This is a genomic window from Streptomyces sp. NRRL B-1140 (assembly GCF_001280065.1).
In the GTDB taxonomy this organism is placed as follows: domain Bacteria; phylum Actinomycetota; class Actinomycetes; order Streptomycetales; family Streptomycetaceae; genus Streptomyces.
In genome coordinates, this window is record NZ_LGEA01000162.1 from 21041 (window position 1) to 44045 (window position 23005).

Below are 23005 nucleotides of genomic sequence, written 5' to 3' on the forward strand. Positions count from 1 at the left end.
CTCCCCGCGGAAGCACTGATGTGCGGATGACCGGAAGCGAGAAGGGGTTGCGCATGCTTGGACCGCGGCCGACGGTGGCCGGACCGGCGGAGACCGACGACGCCCCGCTCACTGCTGCCGGGGCCACGCGTGCCATGGAGGCGGTCCTCGAGCGGGTGCTCGAGGCGCGGCTGTGTCAGGCCCGCGACACGGACGCGGTGTTCACCCGCGAGATGGCCGAGCGTGTCGCCGCGTTCGTCCGGCGCGGCGGCAAGCGGCTGCGCACGGCGTTCGTGTGGTGCGGCTGGCGGGCCGCGGGCGGCTCCGGTGACGCGGACGCCGTCCTGCGCACGGGCGCCGCCCTCGAACTGCTGCAGGCCTGCGCCCTCGTCCACGACGACGTGATGGACGGATCGCCCCTGCGCCGGGGCGGCCCCGCGCTGCATGTCGACTTCGCCCACGGGCACCGGGCCGGCCGGACGAACGCCCGGGCGAACGGGTCCGCCGAGACGTTCGGGAGGTCGGCGGCCGTGCTCGCGGGTGATCTGGCGCTTGCGTGGGCGGACGACCTGCTGACCGAGACGGCGCTCGCCTCGCCGTACGGCCCGCGGCTGTACGACGAATGGCGGGCCATGCGCACCGAGATGGTCGCCGGGCAGTACCGCGACCTGCGCGCGCAGGAGAGCGGCTCGTCCGGCGCCGAGGAGGCGCTGACCATCGCCGTCCTCAAGAGCGCCCGGTACACGGTCGCACGGCCCCTGGCGCTCGGTGCCGCTCTGGCCGGTGCCGACGCGCACACCCTGGACGCGCTGCGGGCGGCGGGCCGGTGCGCGGGGCTGGCCTTCCAGCTGCGCGACGATCTCCTCGGCGCGTTCGGGGACCCGGCGCTCACCGGCAAACCGGCCGACGACGACCTGCGCTCCCGCAAGCTGACCCCACTGCTCGCCGTCGCCGTCCGGCTCGCGGAGGCGGGCGGCGACCGGGACGCGGCCGCCGTGCTCGCCCCGGACGCGGACGCCCTGCCGGGGCACACCGTCGAGCGGATGCGGGCGGCACTGGAACGCACGGGCGCCCGGGCCGAGGTGGAGTCGAGGATCGCGGACCTGGCGGCCGCCGGTCTGCGGCGCTTCGAGGAGACCGGTGCGGCCCCCGCCGTGCGGCGGGAGTTCGCCGTCCTCGTCGAGCGGGCCTCGGGCGTCGCCCCGCGGCACGCGCAGGAGCTCGTATGAGGACCGTGACGGGCCCGACGGACCATGTCGTCGTGGTCGGCGCCGGGCTGTCCGGACTGGCGTGCGCCCTGCACCTGCTGGGCGCCGGCCGGCGGGTCACGCTCGTCGAACGGGACGCCGGGCCGGGCGGGAGGGCCGGGCGGGTCCGGCTCGGCGACTACCTGGTGGACACCGGACCCACCGTGCTGACCATGCCGCAGCTGGCCGACGAGGCGTTCGCGGCGGTCGGCGAGCGCCTCGACCGGCACGTCGAGCTGGTGGCCCTGCACCCCGCCTACCGGGCCGGATTCGCGGACGGGTCCTCGCTCGACGTGCACACCGACGGCGACGCCATGGAGGCGGAGGTGCGGCGTTTCGCCGGACCGGCGGAGGCGGCGGGCTACCGCAGGCTGCGCCAGTGGCTGGAGCGGCTGTACCGGGCGCAGATGCGCCGGTTCATCGACACCAACTTCGACTCGCCGTTCCAGCTCGCGCACCCGGACCTGGCCCGCCTCGCCGCCCTCGGCGGTTTCGGGCGCCTCGACGGCCGGATCGGCCGCTTCCTGTCCGACGCCCGCCTGCGCCGGGTCTTCTCCTTCCAGGCCCTGTACGCCGGTGTGGCCCCGGCCCGGGCGCTCGCCGCCTACGCGGTGATCGCCTACATGGACACCGTGGCCGGCGTCTGGTTCCCCAAGGGCGGCATGCACGCGTTGCCCCGGGCGATGGCGGACGTGGCCGCCGGTGCCGGTGCGGAGCTGCGCTGGTCGGCCGAGGTGAGCGCGCTGGAACGCTCCGCCGGGCGGGTGCGGGCGGTCCGGCTCGCCTCGGGTGAGCGCATCCCGTGCGACGCGGTGGTGCTGACCTGCGAACTGCCCGCCGCGCACCGGCTCCTGGGCCGCACACCCCGGCGCCCGGTGCCGCTGCGTCACTCACCGTCGGCGGTGGTCCTGCACGCCGGGACCGACCGCACCTGGCCTCATCTGGCGCACCACACGCTGTCCTTCGGCGCCGCCTGGGAGCGCACCTTCGACGAACTGACCCGCTCGGGAGCGCTGATGAGCGACCCGTCGCTGCTGATCACCCGGCCCACGACGCACGACGCCTCGCTCGCGCCGCCGGGCCGCCACCTCCACTACGTCCTCGCCCCCTGCCCCAACACCGCCGTCGGCCCCTCCGCCGCCGCCTGGCGCGACCTCGGCCCGCGGTACCGCGACAGCCTGGTCGCCGAGCTGGAACGGCGCGGCCTCCACGGGTTCGCGGACAGCGTCGAGGAGGAACTGCTGGTGACGCCGCTGGACTGGACGGCGCAGGGCCATGCGGCGGGCAGTCCCTTCTCGGTCTCCCACACCTTCGCCCAGACCGGGCCCTTCCGGCCGCGCAACCTCGTCCGCGGGCTGGACAACGTGGTGCTCGCCGGCTGCGGGACGACCCCCGGTGTCGGCGTACCGACCGTGCTCATCAGCGGGAAGCTCGCCGCCGCCCGCGTCACCGGCGGCGGTGCCCGGGTGCCCCGAGCGGTCCGGGCCTTCTACCGCCGCCCCTCCACCCCGACCGGAGCAGGTGCCCATGACCCGTCGTGAACTGGACGCCGCCGGGATCACCGACCCCGGCCTGCGCGCCGCCTACAGCCGGTGCCGGCAGCTCAACGCCCGCCACGGCCGCACGTACTTCCTGGCCACCCGCCTGCTGCCGCTTGAACGCCGTACGGCCGTGCACGCGCTGTACGGCTTCGCCCGCTGGGCCGACGACATCGTCGACGACCTGGACCGGCGCCTGACCCCCGACGAGCGGGACCTGCTGCTGAAGCGACTGGAGGGCGACCTCGCGCACGCGCTGCGCACCGGCGGCGGGACCGAACCGGTGGTCCGGGCCGTGGCCGACACCGCAGACCGCTACGACATCGACGTGGACCTGTTCGCCGACTTCCTCGCCTCGATGCGCGCCGACCTGACCGTCACGGACTATCCCACCTATGCCGACCTGCGGGACTACATGCACGGTTCGGCCGCGGTGATCGGCCTGCAGATGCTGCCCGTGCTCGGCACGGTCGTCCCGCGCGAGGAGGCGGCACCGCACGCGGCGGCCCTCGGGGTGGCGTTCCAGCTGACCAACTTCCTGCGGGACGTGGGCGAGGACCTGGACCGCGGCCGCGTCTACCTGCCGGCGGACCTGCTGGCCGCCCACGGCGTGGACCGGCCGCTGCTGGAGTGGAGCCGGCGCAGCGGCCGCCGCGACCCGCGCATCCGGGCCGCACTGGTCGCGGCCGAGGCCCTGACCAGGGGCGTGTACCGGGAGGCGGAACCGGGCATCGCGATGCTCGACCCGCGGGTGCGCCCCTGCATCAGGACCGCGTTCACGCTGTACGGCGGCATCCTCGACGCGATCGCGCGGCACGACTACACCGTGCTGCACCGCCGTGCCGTCGTGCCCCGCCGACGGCGGGCGGCCACCGCCGCGGCCGGTGTCCTCAAGGTGGCCCGCGCGCGGGCGGCCCATGCGGCGGCTCCGGCCGCACCGGAACGGAAGGGGCAGGGTCGTGGCTGACCGAGCGGACAGGACACGCTGGACCTCACCCCTGCGGCGGCGCCGCGGCCCCGGCTGGGCGGAGCAGACACCGACCTGGCGCGCGGCCCGTCCGGCGCTGATCGCCGACACCCTCAAACGGGCGTCCGCCCGGCCCTCCGGCAACTGGTTCGTGGTGGGCGCCTCCCGGGACGTGCGCCCCAGCCGCCCCTACGGCAGGACCGTCGGGGGCGTGGAGGTGGTGCTGTGGCGCTCCGCGGCGGGTGAGCTGCGGGCCGGGCCAGGCGTCTGCCCCCACCTCGGTGCCCCGCTGCGGGACAGCCGGGTGGTGTGCGGGACGCTGGTGTGCCACTGGCACGGACTGGCCCTGGAGGGCTCCACGTTCGCCGGCTGGCAGCCGTACCCGGCCCACGACGACGGCGTGCTGGTGTGGGTCCGGCTGGACGCGGTGGGCGGTGAGGAGCCCTCGGAGCGGCCCGTGGTCCCGGCCCGGCCCGCGCCGGGCAGCGGGGTGGACGCCGTGTTCACCGCGGCCGGACGGTGCGAACCGCAGGACGTTGTGGCCAACCGGCTCGACCCGTGGCACGGGTCCTGGTTCCACCCGTACTCCTTCGTCGACCTGACGGTCGTGGGGGAGCCGCAGGGCGACGAGGACGACGCCTTCGTCGTGGACGTCTCCTTCCGGGTGGCGGGCCGTCTGGTGGTGCCCGTGCGGGCCGAGTTCACCGCGCCGGAGCCGCGCACGGTCGTCATGCGCATCACCGACGGCGAGGGCGCCACGTCCGTGGTGGAGACCCATGCCACGCCGTTGACCGCCACCGACGCCGAGCAGCCGCGGACGGCCGTGATCGAGGCGGTCGTCGCCGCCTCGGACCGGCCCGGTTTCTCGCTGGCCCGCGCCGCCGCACCCGTGCTGCGCCCCCTGATGCGGCAGACGGCCGGGCGACTGTGGCGCGACGACCTCGCCTACGCGGAGAGGCGCTGGGAGTTGCGGAGCACCGGGCGGTTCCCCGGGTGACGTGAACCCGGTCGCGCGGCACCGGGTGATCCCGGGGCGGAACGACCCCGCCGGACGGGCCTGCGCGGAGCGGCCCGGGCCCGTCCGGCGGCCTGACGTCACGGGTGTCACGGCGTCCCGGCCGGGGGGATCGTGTCATGGCCGGCTCACGGCACGGCCGGCGTCACGGCGTCACGCCCGGTGTGCCGGGCGTGACGCGAGCGCGCCGAGTGCCCGCAGCGCCCGGGAGCGGCCCGCCCGTGGCACGGTCCACAGCACCTGGCCGCGGACGCCCCACCCGGCGAGCAAGGCGTTGGACGCCAGGAAACCGGTGGTGGCGGCGCGTTCCATCAGGGCCACGGGCAGGTCGCAGCGCAGCCCGTCGCCGGCCAGCGTCAGCCACGGGTGCGGGGTCCGCACGGTGGGGCGCCGATGGTGGGTGCCGACCGGGAAGAGCGGGCAGTCCGAGCGCCACTCGTGCCGGGCGTCGACGATCCGCGCCGCTGCGGTCTCCGGGTACACCCGGTGCAACTGCCCGAGCAGCGCGTCCTGCACGGCCCCGGGGTCCGCACCGGGAGTGACGGCGTAGGCGTGCAGTTCCACCACGGAACCCCCGTGCTTCTCGGCCCAGCGCGCGGCCTCGCCCTCGTAGCGTTCCAGGACGCTGATGTTGTCGAGGCCGGCGTAGCCGCTGGTGCCGAGGAAGCCGGGGCGGTCGGCCCGGACCGGCCGGTCGAGCCAGAGCCGCGACACGAGGAACGGCGGGGCGGTGCGCAGGGCGGCGATGCCGTCGCGCCAGGGGGCGGTGCCCAGGCCGGGCGAGGCGGCGACGACCCGGCGCAGTCCCCCGGTGTCGAGCGCGAGCACCACCGCGTCGTGCCGGTCGGTGCCGGTGCCGGTGCGCACCTCGGCTCCGTCGGTGCCGACGGGGTCGACGCCGTCCACGGGGGTGCCGGTACGCACGGTCGCGCCGAGCCGCCCGAGGTAGTCGCCGAGCGGCTCCCACAGGGCCTGCGGGAAGGGCTCGTCGGGCACGTCGAAGAGCAGCCCCTCCGAGGAGCCGAGGAAGTAGATGTGGAACATCAGCATCAGTTCGGCGGCGGAGAGTTCGCGCGGGTCGGCGAAGAAGCTGCGCGAGAACACCTCGAAGGCCAGGTGGTGGGCGGCCTCGGGGAAGCGGACGCGTTCGAGGAAGGCGGTCGCGCTGATCCCGTCGAAGCGTGTGTACACGTCGGGCACGCGCACGTCCGTCAGCGGCAGCGCCGCCCGGGCGTCCAGGGCGGTGAGGTCGCGCCAGCCGAAGGTGGGGCTGAGGGCGACGAAGCCGAGGGCGCTCAGGGGCGGGGTGCGCGGGACGCGGGCGAAGCTGTCGGTCAGTCCGCCGCTGTGCCGCAGGGGGTAGTCGGGCAGGGGGGTGAGCCGGGCGAGGGCGGGGTCGGTGCGCCGCAGCAGGCCGCGCAGGTTGTAGTACTGCCGGAAGAAGGCGTGGAAGCCACGGCTCATGGTCACCTCGGAGCCGTCGGCCAGCCGGGTGCGGTACCCGGCGAGGCGGCCGCCCAGGGAGTCCTCACGTTCGTAGAGGGTCACCCGGGCGCCGCGTTCGGCCAGTCCGGTGGCCGCGGCGAGTCCCGCGATGCCGCCGCCCACCACGGCGACGGACGGCGCGTCCCCGGGCGCGAAGCGGTCCCGGCCGGGCGCCGGCATCAGGATCTCGGCCTTGCGGTCCCGGCCGCGCCGGGCGGCCGGGCGGGGGCTCGTCGGACGGCTCGGCGGTGTACTCCTCGGGGAACTCGTCGCGGGACTCATCAGGTCGCCTCCCCGGCCGCGGCTGACCCGTTGCGGGCGACGAACGTGTGCGTGATGCCGGTCTGCCACCCGGCGAGGGGCAGGGCCCGCGCGCCCGTGAACCCGGCGCGGGTCAGCCGCCCGGTGAAGCCGGAAGCCGTGTCGAAGTCGAGGACGCTGTGCCACAGGTGCCGGTACAGGGCCCGGTCACCGGTGAGCGTGCCCGCCGGGATGATCACTCCCTGGCAGACGGCCGTCCACAGCGCCCGGTGCGCGGGCGAGCCGCCGAGGCTGTACTCGTGGACGGCGAGGCGCCCGCCCGGCCGCAGCAGTCCACGCACCGTGCCGAGGACGCCGTCCGGGTCGGAGACGTTACGGAACAGGTAGGCGGCGAAGACCGCGTCGAAGGGCCCTTCGCCGGCCGTCGCGAGCTCCTCGGCGCTCAGGTGCAGGAAGCGCACGGTGCCGGGCCAGGCCTTGGCCATGGCCCGCCGCAGCATGCCGGCGGAGGCGTCCACCGCGGTGATCCGCGCACGGGGTGCGGCCCGCAGCAGGGCCCGGGTGGAGGCGCCGGTGCCGCAGCCCAGGTCGAGCAGGTGCAGCCCGGCCCCGTCCTCCGGGAGCCCGAGCCGGCGGGCCGAGCGCAGCAGGTCGGCGCGGTAGCCCGGGTTGAGGCCGGTGAGGCGGTCGTAGGTGTGGGACGCGTGGTCGAAGGCGCGTGCCAGATCGCGGTCGCGCAGCAGGGTCATCGGGGGCTCTCTCCGGTTCCTGGGGCGGGGTGGGTGCGGCGGGGCAGGAAGGGCACTTCCAGCGCGGTGCGCAGCATCGGGCCCACCGGGGTGCGCAGTCCGATGCCCCACTCCTCCCGGAGCGAGGTGGCGCCGTCGAGGAAGCGCAGCAGGCGGTGGGCCGGGGTCCGGCGGAAGAGACCGGTGAAGAACGCGGGCCCGTCGATCCGGCCGGTGTCCAGGGCCCGCAGCAGCACCGCGTCCATGGCGAGCGCCCGCCGCCCGTGCGGCGCCGGCACGACGGTGCGGTTGCCGTCCCGCAGTGCGGCGGCGACGGCCCGGCTGTGCCGTTGTACGGCCGCGAAGGTGTAGCCGGTGGCGGGGCGGGTGGCGCCGCCCGCCGTCCCGATGCGGAAGACGGCCGTACCGGTCCGCCGGGGGAAGCGGGCGTCGGTCATGGGGATGACGCCCCGCTCGGCGCTCTCCACGGCGAACTCGCCCAGGCCCAGCACCTCACGGGCGTAGTGACCGAGCGCCTCCTCGTACGCCGCGGTCGTCAGCGGGGTCCGGGAGAACTCGGTGTACTCGACGAGCGCCCGATCCGGGGCCAGCGGCAGGACGTAGCCGAAGGCCAGGCCGTGCCGCGGCTGCGGTACCCGGAAGTCCATGAGGTCGGCGACCGCCGGATCGAACCGGTCGGTGCGGGTACGCACGAACCAGCCGCGGAAGTGCTGCAGCAACTGCGTCCGGGCGGGCGGCAAGGCGCGCAGGGGGCGCGAGTCGAACACGAGCCCGGCGCGCAGGGTCACGGTCCGGCCGCCGGGTGCCGTGCAGCGGACCTCGGCGCCTCCGGGCACGTCGCGCACCGTGTCGGCGGTCGCGCGCAGCACCCTTCCTCCGGGCGACCGCGCCAGCCGGGCGTGCACCAGCCGTTCGAACGCCGTGGAACGCACCATGCGGTAGCGGGCGGGGGCCGGGTCGACGGTGAGCGGGCTGCCGTCGGAGGCGTGCACCCGCAGCAGGGGCCAGCTGGCGGTAACCGCTTGGCCGAAGCCGTCGTCACTGTCGTCGCCCTCGCCATGGTCCCAGTAGCACCAGGTGCGCTCCGCCGGGCGCGCGGGACCATCGGGCGGCTCCACCACGGTCACGGTCGCGGCGGCGGTGCCGACCAGCCGGTACGCGAGGCTGAGGCCCGCGGCGCCGCCCCCGAGGATCACCACGTCCGGCGCGCCGACGGACCCGCGGTTCACCGGGCCCACCGCACACCGCCCATGTCCGCACCCCGCTCCCGGCCACATCGCCGACTGTGTTCTGTCCGTTCACCGCTTCTGGCCGTCGGCGGTGTTCGGATGCAGCCGGGTACGGTCGGCCGAAAGCCACCGCGAGACGGATGCGGTCGGCCGGACTCACCGCGGCACGACCGATTCCAGAACGGCGACGGCCTCGGCCAGCCCCGTCGGACGCGGCAGTCCGGCGACGGTCCGGCCGCTCCAGCCGGGCCCTATCGTCAGAACGACCGGCTTGCGGCGGGCCCCGCGCACCCCCCACTCCATCGCGGCCACGTGCTGGGCCAGCGGCCGGCTGGCGGTCGCGCGGGACTGCGCCCACAGTCCCACCGCCGCGGGCCCCGTTCTGCGGACTGCCGTGACGAGGGACTCCACGGGCAGGGCTCCGCCGAACATCCGCACCGGCAGACCCCGTTCGGCGAGTGCGGCCGCCAGCACCTCCAGGGGCAGCGTGTGGTTCTCCCCCGGCACACAGGCGAGAACGACGGTCGCGCCCGGGCGGTCGGGGGCCGCGGGCGGGGCGCCACGCCGCAGTGCGCCGGAGACGTGCCAGGACAGGAAGTGCTCGACCTCGACGTATCTCTCACCCGAGCTCTCCCACTTGCGGCCGACCGCCTGGAGAGTCGGCATGATCACCTCGGTCCAGGCGGCAACCAGCCCGTGCTCGGCGATCGCGGACTGGAGCAGGTCGTCCAGGGCGGGGGCGTCGAGGCGCAGTGCGGCACGGGCGATGCCCTTGCATTCCTGACGCACATCACCGAGGCGCAGCCCGCTGCCTGCACGGCTGCGGGTGGGAAGCGGGGCGCCTGCGCGGGCGGGGGTGCGGTCCGACGGTGGCGGTGCTGTGCCGGCGTCCGGCGGGCCCGGGTCCGTCGGCCCTGGCCCGGGTGACGCCCCGGCCGAGTCCCCCTCCCGCGCCGCTCGGGCGGCCGGGCCGGTGAGAGTTTCCCCCTGCGTCGCTCGGGTGCGACCGGCGGGAGTCGGTGCGTGCGTCGTTTCGCCGAGGACCGCGTGGGCCGCCTCGGCGGGGGGTATCCCGGTCGCGGTCAGTGCGCACATCCGCTCCAGCCGGGCCACGTCCGTCGGGGTCCACCGCCGGTGCCGGCCCCCGGTGTGCGCGTCGGGTCCGAGGCCGTAGCGGCGGTCCCACGTGCGGACCGTGGTGGGGGCCACCCCCAGCCGTCTGGCCACCTCTCCGGTGGTCAGCCCACCACCGATGGGCCCACCACCTACGGTCCCGTCACCGATCGGCCCGCCACCGGTCGGCCCTGCACCGGTCAGCCCTCCAGGCCCTCCACCGGTCGGCCCTGCACCGGTCGGCCCTCCAGGCCCTCCACCGGTCGGCCCTGCACCGGTCGGCCCTCCAGGCCCTCCACCGGTCGGCCCGCCCTCGCGTCCGCGGCCTTCGCTGTCCCGTTCGTGTGCACCCATACCCCCGACTGTACGACGCACAAACGACGCACGTTGAGCCGCGTCGTTTGTGCACCGAACACTGGCCTGGAGCGCACGGGCGCGGCTCACACAGCGCGACCGGTGCGGTTCGGCAGACGGCCTTCCGTCCCCGCACGACGCACTGCAGGAGGAACCAGGCCATGATCACGAACACCCGACTCACCGCCCCCGCCGCGCCAACGGAGGAAACGCGGTACGAGGAAGAGCTGGCCCGTGGCCTCGTCGCCGCCGACGAGGAGGCGTTCGCCGCGATCTACCGGCGCTGGGGCTCGCTCGTCCACACCATGGCCACCCGACTGCTCGGCGACACCCACGAGGCGGAGGACGTGACCCAGCAGGTCTTCCTCGGTGCCTGGCACGGCCGGGCGGGCTTCCGCCCCGAACGGGGCCCGCTCGGCGCCTGGCTGGTCGGCATCACGCGCCGCAAGATCGTCGACGCGCTGGCGGCCCGGACGCGACGGCTGACACTGATCGACTCGGCCGGCCGCGACGCGGACACCACCGGCCCCGACGAGGCGGCACCGGACCGCGTCCTGGACCGGGTGCTGCTGGTCGACGCCCTGGCCCGGCTGCCGCGCCACCAGCGGGAGGTGCTGTGCATGGCCTTCTACGAGGACCTGACCCAGGCGCAGATCGCGGAGCGCACCGGGATGCCCCTGGGGACGGTCAAGAGCCACGCCCGTCGCGGCCTGCACCGGCTGCGCATGGTGATCGAGCAGCACCGGGCCGCCGACGCGGATCTGTAGCGGTGCCGCCGAACACGCATCCGCGGCGGCCCCCACACCCGAAAACAGGACCGAGACTCCGCACCGTACGGAGACTCCGTTCGAAGGGATGATTCCCATGACCTCCCACACCCGCATCGCCATCGCCGCCTCGGCCGGAGCCTGTGCCCTGGCCCTCGGCGTATCCGCTCCCGCCCTGGCCGACCAGCAGGAGCAGGCCATGGTGTCCGTCTTCCACGGCATCCCCGGCATGACCGTGGACGTGTACGCCAACGGCGACGAACTGATCGGCGACTTCAAGCCCGGCACGGTGACGGACCCCACGTCCCTCGACGCCGGCACCTATGACATCAAGATCTTCGAAGCGGGCAAGGATCCCAGCGGAACTCCGGCCCTGGAGAAGAAGATCGAGGTGCCCGAGGGCGCGAACGCCACGGTCGCCGCCCACCTCTCCGCCGACGGCACACCGGAGTTGACGGCCTTCACCAACGACGTCTCCCAGGTGGACGCCGGCAAGGCCCGCCTGACGGTCCGTCATGTCGCGGCTGCCCCGGCCGTCGACGTCCGGGCCGGCGGCCAGCCCGTCTTCAGCAACCTGACCAACCCGAAGGAGGACACCGCCGAGGTCGACGCGGGCACCCTCAACACCGATGTGGTGCTGGCCGGCACGGACACCGTGGCCATCGGCCCGGCCGACCTGAAGCTCGGCGAGGGGACGAGCAACGTCGTCTACGCGTGGGGCAGCGCCGACGACAAGAACCTGGCCCTGGCGACGCAGACGTTCAGCGGCATGGCGTCGTCGCCCCGCGGAGTTCCCGCGGGCGGCAGCGGTGCCGCCGTCGCACCGAACTCCTCCGACCTCGACGCGGCCTGGGCCGCCGGGGCGGGAGCGGTCGCGGTGGCGGGCGTGCTGGTGGCCCGCCGGGCCGTCCGCCGACGTGGCTGACCGCGCGCGCCGGCTGACGGGACCGATGCTGGCGGCTGCCGCCCTGGCAGCCGCCCTCGGTCTCCCGGCCGGACCGTCACAACCGGCCGCACCGGCCCCCGACTTCGCTGCCGCACCCCCCGCACGGGCGACCGGCCCGACGACGCAGGCACCACCGAGCACGGCACCGGTCCCACCGCCCCGCCGCGTCCTGCTGCCCCACCCGGGCGTCGACGCCCGGGTCACCCCGGTGGGCGTGACGGACCGGGGCGAGATGCAGGTCCCCGACGAGCCGTCCATGGCGGGCTGGTACCGCTACGGCCCGGCGCCGGGCAGCGCTTCGGGTTCGGCGGTGCTCGTCGGACACGTGGACAGCGACACCGGGGCCATCGGCGAATTCGCCGGGCTGTACGACGTACGGCGCGGAGACCGTGTGGAGGTGCGGCGGGCCGGGGCGGAACCGGTGCGGTACCGCGTCGTCTCACGCGTCACCGTCCCCAAGGACGAGCTGCCCACCGCGGCGTTCCGCCGCACCGGCACCCCCGTCCTCACGCTCATCACCTGCGCGCCCCCGTTCGTCCCCGAGCGGGGCGGCTACCAGTCCAACCTCGTCGTCACGGCGGAGCCCGTGAAGTCCGGGAGGGCGCAGTGGCCCACGTAGAGCCCGCGCACCTGGTGGAACTGGCGCTGGGCAACGCCACCCCGACCGAGGCCGACACCGAGGCCCTGCGTCACGTCGACCAGTGCGCCCGCTGCCGTGACGAACTCAGCACCCTGACCCGCCTGGTGACCGCGGCCCGCACCGCTCGATTGGTGGACCTGCCGACAGCGCCCCCGGAACGGGTCTGGCGGCGGATCAGCGGAGACCTCTCCCCGGAGACGAGGACTCCCGAGCCACCCCCGCGCATCCCGGACCGCAGGAGGCGGGCCCTTCTCGCTCTGCTCGCCCTCGCCACCGCCACCGTCGTAGCCGTCGCCCTCCGCTGCCTGCACGGGCGCTCGAGAGTCGTGCGGGGCGGGGGCGTCCCTTAGGGCCGGACGGAGCTGTCCGAGCCACGCGACACCGCAGCGCTCAGCCGACACCTGCGGGGCCTCACACGACCCGCTCCGCTGCCTTCCTCGGGGCCGCGGATGCGGCCCACTCGTCAGGAGTCGGTGAGGCTCACGTCCAGTATCTGACGCCGTTGCTCCCTACCCATGCGCCGTTGCCCTTCACCGCCGTAGGGATGGGGCCTCACGAGGTGGTGGCAGCTCCGATCGTTCCGCTGTCCCCCGCCCTGGCCGCGGGCACCGTACCGTCGCCCACCAGATCCATGACCGCGTCAGTGTGTTCCCTGATCAGATAGTCCATGGCGTGCTCGGTCGACGACTGATACTCAAGCTGCTCGCTGTAGAAGCGAAGCCGCTCCTGCGCGTCCTCGATGATCTCGCCCCAGGTGCGTACCCAGATCCGGTACGTGGGCTGGTTGACAGCACATCCAGGCATCCGGTCCTGCTGGTGGGCAAGTTGGCGAAGACCGTCGTCCATGGCATTGCCGACGAGCCAGAAGTCCCAGGTCACCTTGGGGTCCCGGAACCGGTCGTCGTTCATAACCGCTTGCGCATAGCTGTTGATCTGCGTGAACTCGGACATGCCGAGGGTGACACTCGACCTCTTGAGTTCGATCACGAGGTGGTGACGCTCCCCTTTCCGCTGCCGGGCAGCACGGGACAGCATCAGGTCGACGATCCCCCGACTCCCGTCCTCCCTCAGAACGGGGGCCGGTGCAGGTGTGTCCCGATCGAGAAGACGACAGTGCTGTCTCAGTACCTCGTTCAGACTCCGGTCGCTGACGTGCAGTCCGTACTCCTCGCCGAAGATCCAGCACTCGTTCTCCAGGATCCGGTGCAGCTCCGTGCGTTCCTTGACCCGCCCCTTGGCCACGGGGTCGAAGACGAGGTGCTCCAGGGCAGACAGGAAATCGAGGCGTCCGGTTGTCGCGGTCGACGCCTTGATGAGGGCGGACAGCGGCGTACGATCCAGCAGCCGACTGAGCTCTGTCTGCTCCTGCTTGGAAAGCGCGAATAGCTCCTCGGCGATGCGCAGCACTTCGCCCGGTTCGTGGGTCAAGACGGAGCGCAGAAGCGCGAAGGACACCTTCTGGGCCCTCTTGCTCGCCGGCAAGTGCCGGACGACCGCGGTCGCCACGGCGTCAAAGGTCTCGCGCTCCGCTCGCTCCTGGTCGTTGGCGGGCTCGCCTGCATACGGGTAGAAGCCTTCCGCACGCCACGAGTCGACGAGCTCACGACGGCGCTCATCGGCTCGGGAACGGAAGTGCTCACGCATACGCTCTCGGGCTTCGGCCAGCACCTCGGCAGCGGGCCCCTCCGGTGTCCAATCGGCGAAGGCGAGGTCGCCGACCGAATCATCCTCGAACCCCGACCAGGACAGGTACGCCGTGAAGTGGAAGCCCGGAGCCTGGATCTCCGGCTTCAGCTGCGCCAAGGACATACCTCGGCCGTCGCAGAGGAACAAAGCCCGGGAGTACGGACGCGACCATTCGATGATCTTCAACTGGGCCGACGGGTGAGAACTGTCCGACGGAGCCGCCACCTCGTACGTCTCGACGTGAACCTGCTCAGACGCCGGGTCCAGCCGCGTCCCGTCGTAGGTGATGCAGATGTCCGGGTACGCCTCCAAATGGAGCGCGAAGGCGGCAGTCAGCGCCGTACGGGCGGCGTCCTCGGTCAGCTTCTGGAGGTCTTCCCCACCGAACGCCTCGAAGATCGTCCCCGTCACGTCGGCCGTCGGCTCGGGATCGCTGACGTCGAACTCGTCCATGGAGCCGCGATCGGACTCGATGACCACACGACGGCGGATCCCCTGCATTCCGCTCACGCTGGTCCAGCGCACCTCGCTGCCGAGCGCGAAGGCCCGGACTCGGCCTCGCCCGTTCTTCCCGTGCAGCACGCGCTTCTTGACCTCGCTGACCTGCGCGCGCTTCTTCCAGGACGTACCGATCTGCTCGAAGTAGTCGCCGCACTTCTCCGCCGCGATACCAGTGCCGTCGTCGATCACGGCGACCCGGTCGACTCCACCGAAGTCGTTGCGCTCAAGCGCGACGGTGACAGTCTCGGCGTCCGCGTCGAGAGAGTTCCAGATCAGCTCCTCGACGGCTCCGACGGGATGGCGCAGGCGTGCCAGCTCCTCGACGTGCCCCCGCCCTACGGTCAACCGAAGCTTCGCCATGGGGTCAGCACCTTCCGCGTCATCGTCATCTGATGGGACTGAGGGGAAGCTGGACGCCTCCCCCATTTTTAACTCGCATAGCCGATAAACGTCACTCGATATATTTTCGAGCAACGGAAATGCGTCCACTGTCCCTACAGGCTTCAGTGCAGACATGGGGCTGTTGCCGTGGAGAAGGCCGCGTCGGACACAAGTGGTCCTCGCTGCACTCAACGCCCCGTCCATAGCTCGTCAGAGAGCGGTGCGTCATTCAGGCGATCACGGCGACTACGCCAGTCCGGCAGGAAGCCGTCCATCAGCTGGGCGAAGCGCTGGCCGTGTCCCCGTTCGAGATAGTGGACCATCTCGTGAACGACGACGTACTCAAGGCACTCTGGATGCTTCTTGGCCAGTTCGGAGTTGAACCACAGGCGGCGGGTCTCCCGGTTGCAGGAGCCCCACTTGGTCTTCATCCGGCGGATACCCCACCACGGCACCGAAAGCCCGAGCTTGGTCTCCCAGCGGTCGATGAGCGCAGGGATCGCCTGACGGAGTTGCTCACGACACCACCCGTCGAGCAGGTCGCGACGGCGCTCCTCACTCGTCCCGCTCGGCACGTAGAGCACCATTCGGTCGCCGTCGAGTTCTACATGCGGGCGTCCGGGCCGCTCGATGACCTTCAGGCGTCGTCGCACACCCCACACGTAGTGGGACTCCCCGCTGACCATCTCGCGCACTGACTGACGCTCCGCCGAGCGCAGTTGATCCTGCTGGCGCTTGATCCACGGCAACCGCTGGATGACGGCCAGGCGGACCTGATCGTCATCCAGCTGCTGAGGCGCGGCCACCCGAACGCGCCCTATGGGGGGGTATACACCGATATGCAGGTTCTTGATGTCCTTGTAGACCACGTGGACGTCAATGCCCCGGACCGCGAGACGGGCGCTAGTGGTACTCATGCCTTGCCTTCACCAGTTCAAGGAGCTCATCAAGCCGGTCGAAATCGTCGGGCAGCGCTCGCTTCAGCGCGTTCCGAACCTTCCGCTCCCTTAACGGGTTACCCACCCATGCATGCGGCTTCGAGTGGAGCACCGCGGTGTCGACCTCGACAGCCAGTCGCTCATCAGGGAGGAAGAAGTCGACCAATGCCCGCTTCGCCCCGTTATTGGCCCAGGCGGGGTACTTGTACGTGTCGTCGGACTCTCCTCTACCGAGCTGCGCGGCAGTCTCCAGCAGTTTGGCGAGGTAGTCCTGGTACTCGATCGCGCCCTGGCGCCGCTCCTCGATTATGGCGTCGAGCAGCTCCGACATCTTGTCGAAGTACTTCGGATTCGTCGCATGCTCTTCAATGATCAGCTTGCGCATGTTGTTGGCGACCGTCTCGGCGACGGCTTCAGGGCTGCTCTTGATTCCCTTCGGCAGCTTGTCGAGGGCCCCGGCGCCCAGTTCGACGATGAGTTGAACGAGGCCGGTGTCCTCGAAGTCGGACACGGTCTCGGACGCGTCCGCCTGGATGTAGGTGTCCAGAAGGAACCGCATACCGGCCTCGTACTGCTTGAAGTCGACGTCCTCGCCGGCTCCGAGCTTCACCTCGTCGCGGACATCCGTGTAATGCCGGATCTCGGCGCGGATGTCCTCGGCCTCCTGGCTGGTGTATCCGGCGGCTTCCATGTCGTTGGCCAGGTTTGCGAAGGCCCGCGTGACCGCGGCAACGGCCTTGTAAAGCTCGACACGCTTGGGCTCATTGGCCTTGAGCTGCTCGGCGTTGCCGGGATCAGCCGCACAGAAGTACTGCTGGTACTGGAGCGTGTTCCGGGGCTGCGCAACCACCTCGCAGAGCGCACGGATTCGTTCCAGCGCTTCGTCGAGAGCCTCTCGCCCCTTCTCGATCCGGTCAGTCAGCAGGCCCTCGATGTCCTGTGGTTCGTACCCGTCGAGCGCCCCGGACGTGTAGTCGGTGATGGCGTCCTGTAGGGAGTTGAACAGGTCGCGGTAGTCGACAATGCAGCCGAACTCCTTGTCGTCTCCGTCGAGTCGGTTGACCCGGCAGATCGCCTGGAACAGGCCGTGATCGCTCATCTTCTTGTCGATGTAGAGGTACGTGGCGCTCGGCGCATCGAACCCGGTCAGAAGCTTGTCGACCACGATGAGCAGGCGCATGCGGCCAGGCTCCTCGACAAACTGTCGCTTGACCTCCTTCTCGAACTCGTCAACCTTCGTCATGGCAGCGTCTTCGGACTCTCCGAAGTGGTCGGCGAGCATCCTTCGATAGATGTCGTACTGACGCAGCTTCTCCGTCTGGCCTGCGCCGGAGTCCTCCTTGGAGATATCTCCGGGCCTCGGGGCGTAACTTGTGACGATGGCGCACTTCCCTCGGAAGCCCGCGTTGCAGAACAGCTCGTAGAACTTGCATGCCTGGTAGATGCTCTCGCCCACGAGCATGGCGTTACCGCGCCCGTCCATCAGGCGGGGCTTGGTCTCCATGTCGAGCAGGATGTCCTGCACGATCTGCTTCGCCCGAGGCTCGGAGGAGACGACCTTCTGAATCGTGCCCCAGCGCTTCTTCAGCTCCGCCTTCGACAGGTCGGTCATGCCCCGGGTCTTGGCCTCGAACCACTTGTCCACCTGCGCTGGCGATGTCAAGTGCTGGTCGATGGAGCGGGCTTCGTAGCAGAGGTCGAGCACGACGCCGTCCTCGACGGCCTCGTCGAACTTGTAGGTGTGGATGAACGACCCGAACTTCTCCATGCTGGTGGCCTTGTCCGCCTTGAGCAGCGGTGTCCCCGTGAACCCGATGAACATGGCGCCCGGCAGCAGGTCCTTCATCGCGTCGTGCATCTTGCCGGACTGAGTGCGGTGGGCCTCGTCGACGAAGACGAAGAGGTTGCCCTTGGCCTTGAAGCCCCTGGGGATCCTGGCCTTGAGCTCCTTGATGAACTCGTTGTCGGCCTTGGATCCGTCCTTGCCATCCGCCGAGCTACCGAACTTGTGCACGAGAGAGCAGATGAGCCACTCGGCAGACTTGTTCAGAGTGTCCAGGAGGTCCACGCCACTACTGGTGCGATAGATCTGCTCGTTGACGCCGTTGAAGACCTTCTCGATCTGCTCGTCCAGCTCGGTGCGATCGGTGATCAGCAGGACTCGGGCGTCGTCTTGGTGCTCCCGGATCCACTTCGCCAGCCACACCATCGTGAGCGACTTCCCCGAACCCTGGGTGTGCCAGATGATGCCGCCCTCGCGACGACCGATACGTTCCTGCGCGGCCTTGACGCCGAAATACTGGTTGTGACGGCACGCCTTACGGACACCGGAGTCGAAGACGGTGAAGTCATGGACCAGTTCAAGCAGCCGCTCCTTACCGCACATCTGAAGCAGAGCCCGGTCCAGCGGCTCCTCGACGTCAGAGGGCTCCTTCCACTGCAACCAGTACTTCTCAGGCGTATCGATGACGCCGTAGCGCAGGCCCTCCACGTCGTTGCCGGCGAGCACGAGCTGGACGGTGGAGAAAAACGACCGGATGAACCCAGGCTTCTGATTCCCGATGGTCTGCCGGATGCCCTCGCTCACCGCCACCCTGGAGCGCTTGAGTTCCAGAGTCACTAGAGCCAGGCCGTTGACGTACAGCACGATGTCGGGTCGCTTCGTCTGCTTCCCGACGATCGTCACCTCCTCGACGACCACGAAGTCATTGGCCTCCGGGTCGTCCCAGTCGATGAGCTTGACCGTCTCGTACTGCTCACCGGCGCCCGGCTTGACCGTGACGCCGTAGCGCAGCGACTCATAGACAGCACGGTTCGCCTCGTACAGGTCACGGCCGCTACCGAGCGCGGCAGCCTTCTTCAACTTCTCGATCGCCTTGCTGACGAGGGTGCTGTCATAACCGCGGGCACGGAGGTTCAACTCCAGCAGCTCGACCTCGATGTTCGAGTTGCCGGTGCGGTACTCCCAGTTGCCAAGGTAGCGGTAGCTCAGCTGCTCCTTGAACAACTGCACGACCCGGTTCTGCGCCTTGCGTTCTACCTGCCCGACGTCACTCATTCGTCGCCTCCCCCTGAACAGGCAGGCGCATCCGCCCAGTGAGGAGCTCCTGCATCATGCCCCTCTTGACCGACCGGGCCTTTTCCAGCCGACGTCGCAGAATCCCGACTTCCTCGTCCGCGGCAGACAGCACCTCAGCGATCGCTCTCTGTTCCGCACGGTCCGACGGCACGGTGATCTCAAAAGAATGAGCGTCGTTCCGATTGAAGGTGGGCACTCCCGAACCGCTGGCAAACCGTTCCAGCCCGAGGTGCGTGAGGAAGTAGTAGGCGAATGTGACATCCATCCGCTCGAAACTCGTGACCCACAGCGACGTGTTGTGCGGCCAGTAGTCCTCTTCGACGAGGTGCACCCTGCCGATCGTCCCTGAACGCCCCGTGACCACTCCCGGGCCCTTGACCATGGCCTTTACGTGGTACCGAGCGATCCCGTTGGAGTACACGACAGGGTACGGCCCCTTCACGACCTGGGAGTTCGGCAGGTCGAATCCTCGCTGCAGAGGAAGAAAATCCTTGAGCGGGCTGGTGGTCCATTCTTCCCGGTAGCCGGGAAGTCGTGTCCTGCCGGTGAGGAGCTGCTGCATGAGTGCCTGCCTGATCGCCTGCTTCTTGGCGATCAGGATGTTGATGTGCTCGACGGTGGCCTGTGCGTCTTCGAGCACAGCGACGACGGCGTCCTGGTCGGCCCGTGCCGGAAGGTGAACGGGCAGGGCGGACAGGATCGCCGTGTTCAGGTTGAGCATCGTCCCGCCGACGGCGTTGTCCTGCAACCAGGTCTGGGCCGGCCATGAGCCCAGGTAGTGGGCCACATACTCCGAGTTGACCTCACTGAGCCTGGTACCGAAGCGAGCGGCGAGGCAGCCTGTTCCGCAGAGCCAGCCTGTCTGTTCCGCCCGGATGATCGATCTGCGGCCGACGTCGCCTCGGCGGCTGAATACGATGTCGCCCTTGCGTAGAGCGTGCCGCCGCAGGCGGCGGGCGTCCTTGTCGCCGACCCTCGAGATACCCGCCTCGATGACCTCGTTGTCGCCCAGGTTCATCGGCATGATCAGCGGAGTTCCGAGCAAGGTGTAGTCACGTGCGTGGAGTTGGCTCCCAAAGGGCCCCGTCTGGATCACACCTCCGGTGCGAGTGACGATCTCGCCCAGTGTCATGAACTCGCCCTGCGTGGCATGGCGGCTCATCACCGCACCCCCATGGCGGCGAAGTGATCCGCGAGGCGGGCAGAAACTGCCTCCAGTTCGGCCTCGATCGCACCGGCCGTCTCCGTGTAGCGCCGACCGAGTTCATGAATGCGTTCGATCAGGGTGAGCGTGAGCGACTTGGCCACCGATTCCACGCGCGCCGTGATGACCGTGCGCCACTTGTCGTCCAGCACGAGTGTCCGCACGTCGCTTTCCGTGAGATCGCCGTACTTCTTCAGTGTGGCGAGGTTGAGCGCCGCTTCGGCTTCCTTGACGGCTTTCCTGGCCACGGCCTCCGCGTTGTAGAGCCTGATCAGGTGGGTCAGGGCGGCTACCTCGTCAGCGTCCGCGCCTTCATGCCGCGCGACCTTGAGGCGGGCGGATGCGAGTACCTTGTTGATCTTGTCGTCGTCCATGGCACCCGCGAGGAGGCCGTCCTCGACGGCGTGCTCCTCGACGTACTCCTCGATCTCGCGGCCGGCGTCCTCCGCCGCCGTCACCAGCGCGTCCGCTTCGGCCCGCTCCTTCGCGAAGTAGCGCGCGACGATCAGAGCCGGTGGGACGAGGTCCGTCTTGTACTTGACGGCGCTGCGTCCCGAGCCCACTACGAGGTCGGGAGCCTCGGAGAATCTGCGGCCCTGATCCACGGTGATCCTTCGCGGCTCGGCGGCCCCTCTCCAGCCGTCGTTCATGATGATGAAGACGTCATCGTGAACGGTGTCGTGCCAGTACGTCATGAGCTGCTCGTAAACGTCGTACTCGTCCAGCAGGGGCACTGGCTTGAAGCGCGCGAGTAGATCGTCACCGACAGTGGCGATGAGGTCATTGGGCAGGGTGTCGGCGCTGATGTCCTCGAGTCGCTCACGATGGGCACTGAACCACTCGCCGACGAGTTCACCGACGAGGTCGGTGAACTCGTAGAACTCGGGCGATTCGAGGATCGCCTGCTGAATCTCGCTCACGTCGACGGTCAGGTCGCTGTATCCGGGACGGTTCGGCTGGAACAACTGGGCGCGCAGCCGGGGGAAGGCGTCCCAGTAACTGCTGAGCGCGTCGAGGTCCCGGTCGGGGATGCCGCCGTGCAGGTGCGCATGGAGGTCCTGGATGTCCTCGGGCTCGGAGGAGTCGATGTAACGGGAGAGGTTGAGGTTGTAGCCGTTCTTCGGGTCGGCGATCTCCGACAGCGGGACCATGCGCGAGTAGCGGTCGATCGGGATCTGACGCGTGAAGGTGTCGACGATCTTGTGGATGTCCTGGCTGCGGAGGCGGTTCTTGTTGCCGTCCTTGATGAAGCCCTTGGACGCGTCGATCATGAAGACGCCGGTGCGGCCGACGGCGTTCTCCTTGTCGAGCACGATGACGCAGGCAGCGATGCCGGTCCCGTAGAAGAGGTTCATGGGGAGGCCGATGATGCCCTTGATGAACCCTTGTTTCAGCAGACGTCGGCGGATGTCTGCTTCGGCATGGGGACGGAAGAGTACGCCATGCGGGAGGATGACCGCCGCCTTGCCTGTGCTCTTGAGTGACTTGAGGATGTGCAGCAGGAAGGCGTAGTCGCCGTTCTTCTCCGGCGGCCGGCCGTACTCGAAGCGGCCGTACTCCTGCTCCAGCCCATTGCTCCAGGACTTGATCGAGAACGGCGGGTTGGCCACGGCGAAGTCGAACGTCTGGAGTCTGTTTCCGTTGGTGAACTGAGGGCTCGTTATCGTGTCGCCCTTGAGGATCTCAGCGTCCTCGTTCCCGTGGAGGATCATGTTCATCTTGGACAACGCCCACGTGGCGTTGTCCTTCTCCTGGCCGTAGATCGTGATGCCGCGCGGCGCCTCGGCAGCGACCTTCAGGAGAAGCGAGCCAGAGCCACAGGTCGGGTCGTAGACCGTCTGGTCCTGGCGGGTGTCCTTGGTGATGCCGACCACCTTGGCCAGCACACGGGACACCTCGGCGGGGGTATAGAACTGCCCCTTGCTCTTGCCGGACTCCGTGGCGAAGTGGCGCATGAGGTACTCGTAGGCATCGCCGAGGAGATCGTCGCCCTCGGCGCGGGAGCCTCGGAAGTCAAGGTCGCTGAAGATCGTGACCAGCTTGGACAGCCGGTCCTGGATCTCTTTGCCCTTGCCGAGCTTCTCCTCGTCGTTGAAGTCGGCGAGGTCGATGACGTTACGCAGGTCGTTCGCTTCGGCCAGCCGACTGATGATCTTGTTGAAGCGGTCGCCGATCTCCTTGTCGCCCTTCGCGGCGACCATGTCGTCGAAGGAACCGCCGGGCGGGACGTCGATGAGACTGTCGGGGTCGGCCTTGGCCTTGTCGGAGACGTACTTCACGAAGAGCAGCGTGAGGATGTAGTCCTTGTACTGGCCGGCGTCCATCCCGCCGCGCAGCTCGTCGCAGCTCTTCCATAGCGAGCTGTATAGGTCTGTCTTCTTGAGGGCCAAGGCTCTTCTTCCCGGTATGTCATGGCGGTCGCGCGGGCCGCCAACCCTGATGCCTGCGGCGTGACGCACGTCGCGCGGCCGTCTCCAACCGTCGATGCGTGTTCCACGCAAGCGGCAGCCGAGTCCACGCAGGAAGCGTAGTAGAGAGAGTGGCCGAGCTGACCTGTATGGGAAGAGAGGCACCTCGCGGCCGACGCCAAGCAGAGCTGTCCGGCGGGCGGGCCACAGAACGAGGACGGCAATCCGCTGCGGCGGCCAGAGGATGCACCTTCGCGAAGACTCGAAGACGTACGAGCGCCACGGAACCTGATCGGGCGATGTCGGGTGATTGCCTGACAGGCGAGGGACGGGTCCCGTAGATCTGTGCCCGTGACTGACTCCACGCCCAGCGTCGCCGCCGGAGGGAGTGCCAGCTGCCCCGTCGCCCCTGGAACGCCCGCATCACCAGAGCGAACGACGTGCACACCCGCCTGAATCCCTCGTGGCCGGTGCGTCCCGTGTGCCCCATGCACTTGATGTCCACGGCCGCCCCGTCC

17 protein-coding genes are annotated in these 23005 nt (G+C 70.2%); 8 read left to right on the plus strand and 9 right to left on the minus strand.

Annotated features, from left to right (window positions below; genetic code table 11):
- Positions 1 to 53 precede the first annotated feature (53 nt).
- From ADK65_RS34590 to ADK65_RS34605, 4 genes are read left to right on the plus strand one after another with little or no spacing between them, the layout of a single operon-like run.
- On the plus strand, positions 54 to 1208 hold the full coding sequence (locus ADK65_RS34590) for a polyprenyl synthetase family protein (protein ID WP_053675576.1): 1155 nt from the start codon (positions 54 to 56) through the stop codon (positions 1206 to 1208).
- Positions 1205 to 2767 (plus strand): phytoene desaturase, encoded by a 1563-nt coding sequence (locus ADK65_RS34595; RefSeq protein WP_053675275.1) that lies wholly within the window; start codon positions 1205 to 1207, stop codon positions 2765 to 2767. The genes ADK65_RS34590 and ADK65_RS34595 overlap by 4 nt, the downstream gene beginning before the upstream one ends.
- On the plus strand, positions 2754 to 3731 hold the full coding sequence (locus ADK65_RS34600; RefSeq protein ID WP_053675277.1) for a phytoene/squalene synthase family protein: 978 nt from the start codon (positions 2754 to 2756) through the stop codon (positions 3729 to 3731). Before ADK65_RS34595 ends, ADK65_RS34600 begins: the two co-directional genes overlap by 14 nt.
- A complete protein-coding gene (locus tag ADK65_RS34605) occupies positions 3724 to 4728 on the plus strand; it encodes a DUF5914 domain-containing protein (RefSeq protein ID WP_234353039.1) in 1005 nt (334 codons plus the stop codon). Before ADK65_RS34600 ends, ADK65_RS34605 begins: the two co-directional genes overlap by 8 nt.
- Before the next feature lie 171 nt (positions 4729 to 4899).
- Here the strand turns inward: ADK65_RS34605 and ADK65_RS34610 are convergent, their stop codons facing one another.
- The 4 genes from ADK65_RS34610 to ADK65_RS34625 form a co-directional block, all read right to left on the minus strand.
- Positions 4900 to 6513: an FAD-dependent oxidoreductase gene (locus ADK65_RS34610; RefSeq protein WP_053675279.1), complete on the minus strand. Its 1614-nt coding sequence runs from the start codon at positions 6511 to 6513 to the stop codon at positions 4900 to 4902.
- Entirely contained in the window at positions 6513 to 7241 is a 729-nt protein-coding gene (locus tag ADK65_RS34615) for a class I SAM-dependent methyltransferase (RefSeq protein ID WP_053675280.1), read from the minus strand. Before ADK65_RS34615 ends, ADK65_RS34610 begins: the two co-directional genes overlap by 1 nt.
- The gene (locus tag ADK65_RS34620; RefSeq protein ID WP_053675580.1) at positions 7238 to 8470 is read right to left on the minus strand and encodes a lycopene cyclase family protein; all 1233 of its coding nucleotides are present in this window, start codon (positions 8468 to 8470) and stop codon (positions 7238 to 7240) included. Before ADK65_RS34620 ends, ADK65_RS34615 begins: the two co-directional genes overlap by 4 nt.
- A gap of 156 nt (positions 8471 to 8626) precedes the next feature.
- Positions 8627 to 9754, minus strand: a complete 1128-nt coding sequence (locus ADK65_RS34625) for a MerR family transcriptional regulator (RefSeq protein WP_053675582.1) — start codon at positions 9752 to 9754, stop codon at positions 8627 to 8629.
- 344 nt (positions 9755 to 10098) lie between these two features.
- On the opposite strand from ADK65_RS34625, the gene ADK65_RS34630 reads away from it, so the two are divergent.
- The 4 genes from ADK65_RS34630 to ADK65_RS34645 all read left to right on the plus strand — a co-directional run bounded on the left by ADK65_RS34630 (position 10099) and on the right by ADK65_RS34645 (position 12640).
- Complete coding sequence (locus ADK65_RS34630; RefSeq protein WP_053675282.1) at positions 10099 to 10704, plus strand: sigma-70 family RNA polymerase sigma factor; 606 nt, start codon at positions 10099 to 10101, stop codon at positions 10702 to 10704.
- A 97-nt stretch (positions 10705 to 10801) separates the two neighbouring features.
- Positions 10802 to 11629 (plus strand): DUF4397 domain-containing protein, encoded by an 828-nt coding sequence (locus ADK65_RS34635; RefSeq protein ID WP_053675284.1) that lies wholly within the window; start codon positions 10802 to 10804, stop codon positions 11627 to 11629.
- A complete protein-coding gene (locus tag ADK65_RS37745; protein ID WP_234353040.1) occupies positions 11622 to 12269 on the plus strand; it encodes a class F sortase in 648 nt (215 codons plus the stop codon). Before ADK65_RS34635 ends, ADK65_RS37745 begins: the two co-directional genes overlap by 8 nt.
- A complete protein-coding gene (locus ADK65_RS34645) occupies positions 12257 to 12640 on the plus strand; it encodes a hypothetical protein (RefSeq protein ID WP_053675286.1) in 384 nt (127 codons plus the stop codon). The genes ADK65_RS37745 and ADK65_RS34645 overlap by 13 nt, the downstream gene beginning before the upstream one ends.
- 202 nt (positions 12641 to 12842) lie before the next feature.
- On the opposite strand, the gene ADK65_RS34650 is transcribed toward ADK65_RS34645, so the two are convergent.
- The 5 genes from ADK65_RS34650 to ADK65_RS34670 all read right to left on the minus strand — a co-directional run bounded on the left by ADK65_RS34650 (position 12843) and on the right by ADK65_RS34670 (position 22469).
- Positions 12843 to 14837: an ATP-binding protein gene (locus ADK65_RS34650; protein WP_053675288.1), complete on the minus strand. Its 1995-nt coding sequence runs from the start codon at positions 14835 to 14837 to the stop codon at positions 12843 to 12845.
- A 209-nt stretch (positions 14838 to 15046) separates the two neighbouring features.
- A complete protein-coding gene (locus ADK65_RS34655; RefSeq protein WP_234353041.1) occupies positions 15047 to 15727 on the minus strand; it encodes a M48 family metallopeptidase in 681 nt (226 codons plus the stop codon).
- Between the two features lie 34 nt (positions 15728 to 15761).
- Positions 15762 to 18854, minus strand: a complete 3093-nt coding sequence (locus tag ADK65_RS34660) for a type I restriction endonuclease subunit R (RefSeq protein ID WP_053675292.1) — start codon at positions 18852 to 18854, stop codon at positions 15762 to 15764.
- On the minus strand, positions 18847 to 20037 hold the full coding sequence (locus tag ADK65_RS34665; RefSeq protein WP_053675294.1) for a restriction endonuclease subunit S: 1191 nt from the start codon (positions 20035 to 20037) through the stop codon (positions 18847 to 18849). The genes ADK65_RS34660 and ADK65_RS34665 overlap by 8 nt, the downstream gene beginning before the upstream one ends.
- Complete coding sequence (locus tag ADK65_RS34670) at positions 20037 to 22469, minus strand: type I restriction-modification system subunit M (protein WP_078956290.1); 2433 nt, start codon at positions 22467 to 22469, stop codon at positions 20037 to 20039. Before ADK65_RS34670 ends, ADK65_RS34665 begins: the two co-directional genes overlap by 1 nt.
- Between the last annotated feature and the right edge of the window lie 536 nt (positions 22470 to 23005).